The sequence below is a fragment of the Amycolatopsis sp. NPDC059021 genome (assembly GCF_042739895.1).
GTDB lineage: Bacteria > Actinomycetota > Actinomycetes > Mycobacteriales > Pseudonocardiaceae > Amycolatopsis.
In genome coordinates, this window is record NZ_JBHYIQ010000186.1 from 1 (window position 1) to 9,894 (window position 9,894).

Sequence of the window (9,894 nt, forward strand, 5' to 3'; positions counted from 1 at the left end):
CGAGGCGGGGGTGCCGAGGGACGCCTTCGGTGCGTCCAACGCACCCAGGGCGTCCCTCGGTGCGTCCAACGCACCCAAGGCGTCCCTCGGTGCGGGCCGGGGCGGGCTCCACAGGCGAGTAGCCGACCCCCGCCACCTCATCACCTACAGGGCACGACACCGGCGTCGCGAACGCTCCGTCCGAGACGCTCAACGTCTCGAACGCTCCGTTCGGGGCACGGCCGCGTGGGGCGTGACGCACCCGGGGACGCCTTCGGTGCGTTCAGTGCGACACGGGCGTCCCCCGGTGCACCCAACGCACCCAGGGCGTCCCTCGGTGCGGGCCCCGGGGGCGGCGCTACTGGCGGAGTTGGGCGGAGAGGCGGACGGCGTCGTTCGCGATGCGCTTGAGCAGCGGGGTGTCCTTGTGTCCCCCGAAGAAGTCGGTGAGCACGATGGTTACGTCGTTGCCGTCGGTCTTCGACGCGTACGCCGCCTTGTCCGCGCTCACCCGGGGCGCGCCCGGTGCCTTGTACGTGCCGTCCTTCACCAGGTCGGTGACGTTCCCGGTCCCGTCGCTCTCGGTCAGCGTCTTGAGCTGGGCGGCCGAGGCGGTGTCCGGCATGGTCACCAGCGCGACGGAGACGAGCGCCTTCGCCCCGCCGCTTTCGGTGGTGTACAACGCGCGGGACAGCGACACGCACGGCGTCTGCTGGAAGAGCTTCTGCGTCGTGCCATAGGACTTCGCCGCGCAGTCACCCGACTTGAGCGGGCCGTTGACGAGGCTGAACGTGAACTCGCCGGTGTTCGCGGGTGGCTGGGCGACCTGCTCCGGGGCACTCTTGTGCCGGATCAGGAACCAGATCAGCCCGGACACGATCGCGATCGCGACCAGCCCGGCTCCCTTGAGCAGCAACGCGCGGGTGTCCCGCGCGGGAGCGGGCGGCGGGCCCGGACGGGCGCCGACCGCGCCCAGCGGGGCGGTGTCCGAAGGTCCGGGGGTAAAGGGTGCACCAACCACGGGCACATACGGTAGTTCACCGCTCCTGCCGGGTTCACTCGAAGGCGCGAAGTACGCGTTCGACGTCGTCAGCGGTGTTGTAGAGATGGAAGCCGATCCGGACCTTGCCATCGCGCACGCCGGACACGACCCCTGCGTCGGCCATCCGCCCGGCGTCGGCGGCCAGCGACACGATCGCGGTGTCCCGCGCGGGCAGCCCGAGCGCGCCGAGCAGCGAGTTCGCCAGGCCGACGTCGTGCGCGCGGACCTCGGCGAGATCCAGCGACGTCAGGTACTCCAACGCCTCGGCGGCGCCGACGTGGGCGAGCCACACCGGCGAGAGGTCGAACCCGCGCGCGTCCTCGGCCAGGCGCAGCGGCAGGCCGTAGATGCTGCTCCACCGGTCATCGCCGCCCGCGTACCAGTTCGCCGCGGCGGGACGGGTCCGTTCGTGGGCCCGCGGGTGCACCGCCATCCAGGCCGCGCCGCGCGGCGAAAGCAGCCACTTGTACCCGGCGGCGATCACCCAGTCGGCCCACGCGACGTCGAGCGGGAGCCAGCCGGCGGCCTGGGTGACGTCGAGCAGCACGGCGGCGCCGGCGGCCTCGGCGGCGGCACGCAGGGCGGCGAGGTCGGCGATGCTCCCGTCGGCCGACTGGACGACGCTGACCGCGACGAGGTCGTGCCCCTCGACCCGGCTCGCCAGCTGGTCCTGCGGGACCTCGGTCACGGTGATCCCGCGGTCGGCGTGCGCGGCGAACGGGAAGGTGACGCTGGTGAAATCGCCCGCGGCGACCAGCACCCGCGCGTCGTCCTTCAACCCGGTGGCGACGTTCGCGATCAGCTGGGACACCGACGCGCCGATCGCGACCCGGTCCGCCGGGACGCCGATCAGCCGCGCGAAGCCCGCGCGGGAGCGGTCGACGATCGCGTCGAAGTCGTACGGCCGGGCCTCGCCACGACGCCATTTCTCCACGCTTTCGGCGACGGCGTCGGCGACAGCAGCGGGCGGGACGCCGATGCTGGGCGTGTTGAGATATCCGGGCGGGGCGGCGAATTCGGCTCCGAAGGCGTGCATGCCCCGACCCTAAACAAGCACCCCGCCCGGATTCATCCCTTTATCCCACCAGCTTCGCGACGTCGTCGAAGGTCAGCGGCTTCGCGGGGAGTTCGCCGCCGTCCCGGACCGCGCGCACGGTTTCGAGCGCCGAGACCAGCGCCACCCGGTACGGCAGCGAGCCGACGCTCACCCGCGCGACGCCTAGATCGGCCAGCCCGGCGAGCGTGACCACACCGGGAACGAACAGCAGGTTCACCGGGATCCCCGCGGCGGAAACCACCCGCTCGACGTCGGCGGGCGCGGCGAGCCCGGGGACGAACACGCCGTCCGCGCCCGCCCCCGCGTAGGCCCGTACGCGCTCGACAGCGGTGTCCGTCGAGTGGTCGCCGCCGAGGTGGGTGTCGGTGCGCGCGTTGAGGAACACGTCCGGAACGCGGTCCTTGACCGCGCCGATCAGCGCGCACTGGGCGTCGACGTCGGCGAGCCGCCCGTCCGCCACCCGCCAGTCCTCGAGATTCACGCCCGCGACGCCGATTCCGGCGAGTTCCTCGACGAGGTCGGCCACCTCGCCCGGATCGGCGCTGAATCCCTCCCCGATGTCGACCGTGAGCAGGACGTCCAGCCGGGCGAGGGTCCGCGCGAGGGCGACCGTCGCCGCGCGGCCCGAGGGCACGCTGTCCGGCTCCCCCGCCGCGGCCGCCACCCCGAGACTCGTCGTGGCGATGGCCGGGAACCCTTGCTGGGCAAGGAGAGCGCCGAAGCCGAAGTCCCAGGTGTTCGGCAGCAGCAGCGGGGTGCCGGGGACGTGCAGATCGCGGAACGCGGTGAAATCGGTCATGCCCCGAACCTAGGGCCTGGACCGTTCGGTGGCGGCCGAACTTTCGGGCACCTTCGCGGGCGGTTCGAGGAACGGCGTCAGGATGCCGGGAGTGGCGATGTCCGCGAACTCCAGTGCTTCGTCCGTGGCGGCGTCGAAGACCGAGTACGCGCCGGAGCCCGCCGCCGTCGTCGCGGTCAGCGTCACCAATCCCTTGCGCCGCTGGAAAACCGACTGCTTCACGACGAGGCCGATCACCCCGTCCCGTTCCAGCGCGACGGTGCTGCGCCGGACGGCACCGCTGCGCGCGACCAGATAACGGCCGGTGATCCCGTGGCCGAGGTTGCGGTAGGCCTCGAACGCGAGCAGCACCGCCACCGGGAACGCGACCACGGCGAGCGCCACGCCGATGATCAGCAGGACGCCGGTGAGCAGCAGGCCGAGCACCACGAGCACCAGCACGGGCAGCGCGGCCCCGATCAGCGCCCACCGCAGCCGCCGTCCCCTTGCCGCCACCGGATGGGGCCGCAGCCGCACGGTTTCGGTCGGCGACACCGGTTCCCGCAGCACCAGCGCGGCGACGCGGTGGGCCTCCGCGCGCGGCGCCGCGGGCAGCAGGGTGTGGTAGTCGGTCTTGTCGTCGTCGTTCTTCTGCCGCATGCCCGTCGCGACGGCGTCCACCCGCGCGGCCCCGACGAGCCGGTTGCCCAACGGCTCGACCAGGTCGATCCCGCGCAGCCGCCGCTCCTCGACGGTGATCGACCGCGTGGTCAGCAGTCCGCGGCGCACCCGCAGCGTGCCACCCGGTTCCCGCTCCAGGCGGTAGTTCCACCACATCTCGACGAACAGCGCGAGCGCGCCCACGACACCGACCACCAGCGCGGCCGCGAGCAGGACGAGAATGGTGACCACCAGCGGGAATTCGCGGAACCGCTCGAAGGCCCAGTGGATGAACCCCTTCTGCGCGCCGAACCAGTCGGCGACCTTGAACAGGGCACCGAACGCGGCGAGCCCCAGTGTGGGCGCGAGGAACGACATCGGCGCGTACCGCAGCCACTGCCAGTCGAGCTTCGCGAGGACGTTGTCCTCTGCCACCGCTTCCGGCTTGCTTTCCGTGCGGTGCAACAGTTCCGTGCGCAGGCTTTCGGCGTCGGCGCGGGCGAGCGGGTCGAGCTTGATCCGGCCGTGGCCGGACTTCTCGTGCTGCCCGGTGCCGATGGTGAGCACCGCGACGCCGAGCAGCCGGTGCAGCGGGTTCGCGGTGAGGTCGACACTGCGGATCCGTTCGCGCGGCAGGGATTTCCGCGAGTGGATCACCAGGTTGAACACCACTTCGAGCCGTTCGGGCGTGCAGCGGTAGCGGGTCCCGCGCCAGCGCAGGTAGTCGCCGAAGACGATCGCGCCGACGAACAGGATCGCCGCGGGCACCACGAACGCCAGCGCCAGCCACCACCGCGTGCCGCCGCCGATGACGCCGATCGTGGTCGGGATCGCCGCGCCGAGGGCGACCCCGGCCATGGTCAGCGCGCTGACGCCGAGGGTGCGCCGGTCGAGCCGGTGCCAATCGGCGAATTCGCGGCTGTCGAACCGCGCGGTCACGTGGCATCCCCCGGCGTCGCCTGGGTGAGCTCGGTGAGCTGCTCGGCCACCCGCGCGGCGACCTCCGCGTCGAGACCGCGGATCTTGATCGCGCCGCGCGCCGAGGCGGTGGTGACGGTGAGCGTGGCGAGACCGAACAGCTGCTCCAGCGGCCCGCGCAGCGTGTCGACGGTCTGGATGCGGGACAGCGGCGCGACCCGCCACTCCTGCCAGACGAACCCGGACCGGGTGTAGACGGCGGTTTCGGTGTTCTCCCACCGGTGCACCCGGTACCACCACAACGGCAGCGCGATCACCCAGGCCACTCCGAGCACCGCCAGCACGGCGCCGGGGACCAGCAGCGGCACGGCGGCGGCCGGGATCAGCAGGCCCAGCACCACCAGCGCCACCACCGGGACCCCGAAGACCAGCGCGCTCTGGGCACGCCACCAGGCGATGGCCCGCCGGTCCAGTGCGTGCCGCGGTGGTCGCAGCGCGACCGTATTCGTATTCACCATTCCCCCCGAAGAGCTGGTTACAATGCGATCGCATCGTAACGGACAGCGGGAAAGCTTCGCAATGCGGTCGCATGGTGAAGCCGGAGAAGACGGGACACACGTGCCGAAACAGGTGGACCACGACGAACGGCGGTCCCAGATCGCCGAGGCCCTGCAACGGCTGACCACCCGGCGCGGACTCGAGGGCGTGAGCCTGCGCCAGGTCGCCGCCGAGGCCGGGATGTCGATGGGCCTGGTGCAGCACTACTTCAAGAACAAGGACGAGATGCTGCTCTACGCCCTCGAACACCGGGCGAAGCTGCGCGAGGCCCGTATCGCCGAGAAGGTCACCGCCACCGGTGACCCGAGCCCGCGGACGATCCTGCGGACCTGCCTGGTCGAGATGATCCCGCACGACGAGCGGACCGAGGGCGATTACCTGATCGGCATCGCCTACTTCGTGCGCGCGCTGGCCGACCCCGCCATGGCCGCGGTGTTCAGCGAGGGAGCGCCGGACGTGTTCCGCTTCTTCGCCGACATGATCCGCCAGGGCCAGGCCGCGGGCGACGTCGCGCCGTCGGTCGATCCCGATCAGGAGGCCGCGATACTGTGGGCGCTGGCCGACTCGCAGGGCTCCAACATCCTCCTCGGCCACCGGACGGCGGCCGATGCGGTGTCCACAGTGGACTACTATCTCGACCGCCTCTTCACCTCGCCGGAGTGACGGCGAAGGACTCAGCCGCCGCCGTGGTTCGAGGCGTTGGACACCGCAGCCGCGCGGGCGGCACGCAGCTCCCGGAACACCTTGCGGAGCGCGGGAACGGCGGCACCGGCGCGTTCCTCCAGCTCGGCGACCCGGGCCCGGTGCCGCCGCCGGTCGCGGCGGGAGACCACCGTGCGCAGCTCCACCGCGGCGACGAGCGCTGCCAGCGCCGCGTCCGCAGCGTCCACTTCGGACACCTCCGTCGTACCGCGCACCGCGTAGTCGACGGCACCCCGGAGCCGGGCCACCGCGCCCCCGTCCAGCACCACCGGACGCCGCACCGTGAACAGCCCGAGCGCGCGGGACACCTTCAGCTCGATCGTGCCCGCCGCGTCGAGCTGCGTTTCGAGCGACTGCAGCGTGTCCCGTGCGCCCCGCCGGACCCACGACCGCCACGACCGCCGATCCCCCGCCACCTCGGCGAGCACGTCGTCGAGGACGAGATCCCCTGTCCCACGCTCGTCTACGATGACGGCCTTGCCGTCCTCGTCGGCGATCCGCCCGCGTCGCACCAGATCCGTGAGCGCGGCGGCGCGGACCAGCAGGCTCACCCGCTGCCGGTCGCGCAGCCGTCCGCCTCCGGGGTCGCAGGCCAGCAGATAGGCCTTGGCCGGTAACGACAACTCACTCATTTCGCTCCCTTTGCTCACTGCCGTTTCACCGACGGCCAGATCTCCGGCCACGGCACCTTTCTGCCTTCGTACCGCCACACAAGCCCCTCCACGACCGGAGTCACGCTGTCGAAGTACGGCCGCAACAGGTCCGGATCGAACCCTGCGAAGACCACGCTGGTCGCCGTTCCCTGCGGCCGGTCGAAGTACCAGTACCCTCGGTGTCCACTGTAGACATCCGTGACGCCGTACTGCCTGCCGTAGTACTCGATGGACGCCGCCATCGGGTAGATCTCGGCGAAGACCACGGTGTGTTCCCGCTCCTCGCGCGGCAGTCCGGCGTACACCTTTCCGATCTGCTCGCCGAGTTCGACCTGTGGCAGCTCACCGGGCGCGAAAACACTGCCCAGCGGCAGGAATCCGATGCTGGTCCGCGCCATCGACGCCGGGAAGACCGGCAGGGCGGAGACGGTGACCACGGCCGAAAGCACGAACACCGGCCAGGCCACCGCACGCCACCAGCGCACGAGGTTCCGCCGGGTCAGTTCGGTCGCGGCCGCCGCGAACGGCAGCGCGAGCACACTGCACGCGTAGTACGAACGTCCTTGCGCCACCGCGAAAGCGGCGATCACCGCGAGCAGCGCGACGCCGAGAAACCGATACGCGCGCAAGTCCGGCGAACGCAGCAGCCGCCAGAAACCGTACAGCAGCGCCAGCATCCCGACGCCGATGCCCGCGCTGGTCAGCACGTCCCGGAAGAAGGCCCCGTAGCCGGGGAATTCGGCGGCCACGACGTCGCTCATCCGCGCGTACGGCCAGCCGTGCGCCGCCTGCCAGACCAGGGTCGGAATCGTCGCCACCACCGCGATCGCACCACCGAGGTACAGCTTCGGCCGGGTCAGCAGTTCCCGCGGCCCGAACACCGACGCGCTGAGCAGCACCAGCGCCCACAGCGCCGGGATAAGGAATTTCGTCTCCAGCGACACCGCGGTCACCACGCCGGCCCAGACGAGCAGCCCGTCGCGGCGCGTGCGGACCCAGCGGACCAGCAACCACACCACCACCGTCCACAGGAACGGGTCGAGCGTGTACGTCGCGATCCAGTGGCTGAGGATCACGAGACCCGACGTCGCGTACGCACCCGCGGCCATCGCCTGCGCGGCCCGTCCCCCGCCGAGTTCCCGCGCGATGAGCGCCGTGACGAGCACACCCGCCGCGGCGGGCAGCGTCACCGGCAGCCGCAACGCGATCAGCGAGCCGGGGAAGAGCGCGTCCATTCCCCCGGCCAGCAACGGCACGAGCGGCGGCTGGTCGAAATACCCCCAGGCCGGATGATCTCGGCCAGCCACCAGGAAATACAGCTCGTCGAACCCCCGGGCGTACCGGCTGCTGGTCACCAGCAGCACGCCACCGGCGAGCACCGCGATCACCAGCACGGGCAACCGGGCGAAACCGGGCAGCGGCGGTGTCTCGAGTCGCGTTCGGACGGTCTGCATCTCCCAGGCCCCTCTCCCTCGCCGGTACCGTCAGTCCACCGCGCCGGGCCGGGTACGCGGAAGCGGGCAAGGAGGGTGATCGCGGCGACGAAAGTTGCGGTTCACGGCGCGGGCCGCAACTTTCGTCGGCATCGCGCTCGCCGCGGATGCGGATCGGGCGCGCCGGGACACGCCAGCCGTTACCGTGACGACGTGGCGGAGAGAGCGGGACACCGGCCGTTGTGGCCTAGCCGGAGCGACGGCTTCTGGCTCGTCTTCGCCGCGCTCGCCTTCTGCGGCCTCGACGTCGTGATGTACATCTTCGACCCGCCCACGACGGGCACGCTCGGCCCGGCGGCGGGGCTGATCCTCCAGCTGATCTCGGACCTGTCGCTGATCCTGTTGTTCCGGTTCCCCGCGCAGGTCGCCGGATTCGTCGTCGTGGTGGCGCTGCTGATGCTCGCGTCGAACCTCTTCACCCCCGGCCTGCTCGTGCCGGTGGATCCGGTGGTGACGTCGCGGACGGTGCCGACCGTCACGCCGGTGGTGCTGAGCCAGCTCGCCAAGGTGCTGGACCGGCGGACCGTGCTGATCGTCGCCGGGATCCTCGCGGTGATCGCGACCCGGCCCTGGCAGCCGAGCTGGACCATCACGCCGTTCGGCCTGCTCAGCACCGCGCTGCCCGCCGTCGTCTCGCTGTACTTCGAAGCACGCAAGCAGCTGCTACGTTCCCTGCGCGACCGCGCCGAGCGGGCCGAACGCGAGCAGCACCTGCTCGCCGAGCAGGCCCGTGCCGAAGAGCGGCGACGGCTGGCGAGCGAGATGCACGACGTCGTCACCCACCGGCTGAGCCTGATGGTGCTGCACGCCGGCGCGCTCGGCGTGACCTCGCACGACGAGGCCGTGCGCGGCGCCGCCGAGGACATCCGCCGCGAAGGCGCCCTCGCGCTGGACGAACTCCGCGACCTCGTCGGCGTGCTGCGCAACGGCGCGAACCTCGACGCGCGCACGCTCAGTCCCACGCCGACCGGCGATCCGGCGTCGCTGGCCGAGGAATCGCGGTCGGTGGGCGTGCCGACGGAGCTTTCGGTGACCGGCGATCCGTCGCAGCTTTCGCCGACCGTCGCGCGGACCGCGTACCGGGTGGTGCAGGAGGCGCTGACGAACGTCCGCAAGCACGCGCCCGGCTCGTCCGCGACGGTCGATCTGCGGTATCACTCCGGCGGGCTGGAGTTGTCGGTCCGGAACACCGCGGCGGCGTCCCCGCCGGATCCGGCGCTGGCGGGCAAGGGCTCGGGCGCGGGTCTCGCGGGGCTGCGCCAGCGGGTCGAGCTCATCAGCGGGCGGTTCGACGCGGGCCCGGTACCCGGCGGCGGGTTCCGGGTCGGTGCGATACTGCCCGCCTACGTCCCGACGACGGAAGGCGCGCACAGTGATCCCGGTGGTCGTGGCCGATGACGAGCCGATGGTCTGTGCTCACCTGCGTTCGATCCTCGGCTCCGCGGAGGACATCGACGTCGTGGCACAGGCGCAGGACGGCGCGGAGGCGGTCGAGGCGGTGGTCCGGTACCGGCCGCGGGTGGTGCTGATGGACCTGCGCATGCCCGGCGTCGACGGGCTGACCGCCATCGAGCGCATCGCGGCCCTGCCGGACGCGCCCGCGGTGGTCGCGCTGACGACGTTCGACGCCGACACGTACGTGATCCGGGCGCTGCGCGCGGGCGCGGCCGGGTTCCTGGTGAAGTCGACGCCGCCGGAGGATCTGATCGGCCTGGTCCGGGTGGCGGCGGACGGGCACACCGTGCTCTCGCCGGAAGCCGCGCGACGGCTCGTCGCGTTGTCGTCCGACGGCCGTCAGCGCGGCGAGGACGCGCGCCGCAAGACCGACGGGCTCACCGAACGCGAGACGGATGTGCTGGCGTGCCTCGGCGAAGGACTGTCCAATGCGGACATCGCGGCGCGGCTGCACCTCGCCGAGGCGACCGTGAAGAGCTACGTGTCGCGGATGCTGGTGAAACTCGGCTGCGCGAACCGCACCCAGGCCGGTTTGCTGGCCCACGAAGCCGGCCTCGTCCCCCGTTGCTGAAGGGGACTTTCCTCGCGTGCCATGCGAG

10 protein-coding genes are annotated in these 9,894 nt (G+C 71.8%); 3 read left to right on the forward strand and 7 right to left on the reverse strand.

What is annotated here, in order from left to right:
• Positions 1 to 337: 337 nt before the first annotated feature.
• From ACFWX1_RS47360 to ACFWX1_RS47380, 5 genes are all read right to left on the reverse strand, one after another.
• Positions 338 to 955, reverse strand: a complete 618-nt coding sequence (locus tag ACFWX1_RS47360; protein ID WP_378396512.1) for a hypothetical protein — start codon at positions 953 to 955, stop codon at positions 338 to 340.
• Positions 956 to 1,034: 79 nt separating this feature from the next.
• Entirely contained in the window at positions 1,035 to 2,057 is a 1,023-nt protein-coding gene (locus ACFWX1_RS47365; protein WP_378396504.1) for an aminotransferase class V-fold PLP-dependent enzyme, read from the reverse strand.
• Between the two features lie 40 nt (positions 2,058 to 2,097).
• Positions 2,098 to 2,877: an isocitrate lyase/phosphoenolpyruvate mutase family protein gene (locus ACFWX1_RS47370; protein WP_378396505.1), complete on the reverse strand. Its 780-nt coding sequence runs from the start codon at positions 2,875 to 2,877 to the stop codon at positions 2,098 to 2,100.
• Positions 2,878 to 2,886: 9 nt separating this feature from the next.
• Positions 2,887 to 4,374, reverse strand: a complete 1,488-nt coding sequence (locus ACFWX1_RS47375; protein WP_378396513.1) for a PH domain-containing protein — start codon at positions 4,372 to 4,374, stop codon at positions 2,887 to 2,889.
• Between the two features lie 77 nt (positions 4,375 to 4,451).
• Positions 4,452 to 4,952, reverse strand: coding sequence for a PH domain-containing protein (locus ACFWX1_RS47380; protein WP_378396506.1), 501 nt, complete (start codon positions 4,950 to 4,952; stop codon positions 4,452 to 4,454).
• Positions 4,953 to 5,052: 100 nt separating this feature from the next.
• On the opposite strand from ACFWX1_RS47380, the gene ACFWX1_RS47385 reads away from it, so the two are divergent.
• A complete protein-coding gene (locus ACFWX1_RS47385; protein WP_378396507.1) occupies positions 5,053 to 5,655 on the forward strand; it encodes a TetR/AcrR family transcriptional regulator in 603 nt (200 codons plus the stop codon).
• Positions 5,656 to 5,666: 11 nt separating this feature from the next.
• Here ACFWX1_RS47385 and ACFWX1_RS47390 read toward each other — a convergent pair whose 3' ends face one another.
• Positions 5,667 to 6,326: a GPP34 family phosphoprotein gene (locus ACFWX1_RS47390; protein ID WP_378396508.1), complete on the reverse strand. Its 660-nt coding sequence runs from the start codon at positions 6,324 to 6,326 to the stop codon at positions 5,667 to 5,669.
• A 14-nt stretch (positions 6,327 to 6,340) separates the two neighbouring features.
• Positions 6,341 to 7,801, reverse strand: coding sequence for an ArnT family glycosyltransferase (locus ACFWX1_RS47395; RefSeq protein ID WP_378396509.1), 1,461 nt, complete (start codon positions 7,799 to 7,801; stop codon positions 6,341 to 6,343).
• Between the two features lie 192 nt (positions 7,802 to 7,993).
• Between ACFWX1_RS47395 and ACFWX1_RS47400 the strand changes: the two genes are divergently transcribed.
• Together ACFWX1_RS47400 and ACFWX1_RS47405 are read left to right on the forward strand one after the other, a co-directional pair.
• The gene (locus ACFWX1_RS47400; protein WP_378396510.1) at positions 7,994 to 9,238 is read left to right on the forward strand and encodes a sensor histidine kinase; all 1,245 of its coding nucleotides are present in this window, start codon (positions 7,994 to 7,996) and stop codon (positions 9,236 to 9,238) included.
• Positions 9,213 to 9,866: a response regulator gene (locus ACFWX1_RS47405; RefSeq protein ID WP_378396511.1), complete on the forward strand. Its 654-nt coding sequence runs from the start codon at positions 9,213 to 9,215 to the stop codon at positions 9,864 to 9,866. Before ACFWX1_RS47400 ends, ACFWX1_RS47405 begins: the two co-directional genes overlap by 26 nt.
• The last annotated feature ends 28 nt before the right edge of the window (positions 9,867 to 9,894 follow it).

Coding starts and splice junctions, on each gene's coding strand:
- ACFWX1_RS47365 (WP_378396504.1), bottom strand. CDS start 2,057: ATGCACGCCTTCGGAGCCGAATTCGCCGCCCCGCCCGGATATCTCAAC.
- ACFWX1_RS47370 (WP_378396505.1), bottom strand. CDS start 2,877: ATGACCGATTTCACCGCGTTCCGCGATCTGCACGTCCCCGGCACCCCG.
- ACFWX1_RS47375 (WP_378396513.1), bottom strand. CDS start 4,374: ATGGCCGGGGTCGCCCTCGGCGCGGCGATCCCGACCACGATCGGCGTC.
- ACFWX1_RS47380 (WP_378396506.1), bottom strand. CDS start 4,952: ATGGTGAATACGAATACGGTCGCGCTGCGACCACCGCGGCACGCACTG.
- ACFWX1_RS47390 (WP_378396508.1), bottom strand. CDS start 6,326: ATGAGTGAGTTGTCGTTACCGGCCAAGGCCTATCTGCTGGCCTGCGAC.
- ACFWX1_RS47395 (WP_378396509.1), bottom strand. CDS start 7,801: ATGCAGACCGTCCGAACGCGACTCGAGACACCGCCGCTGCCCGGTTTC.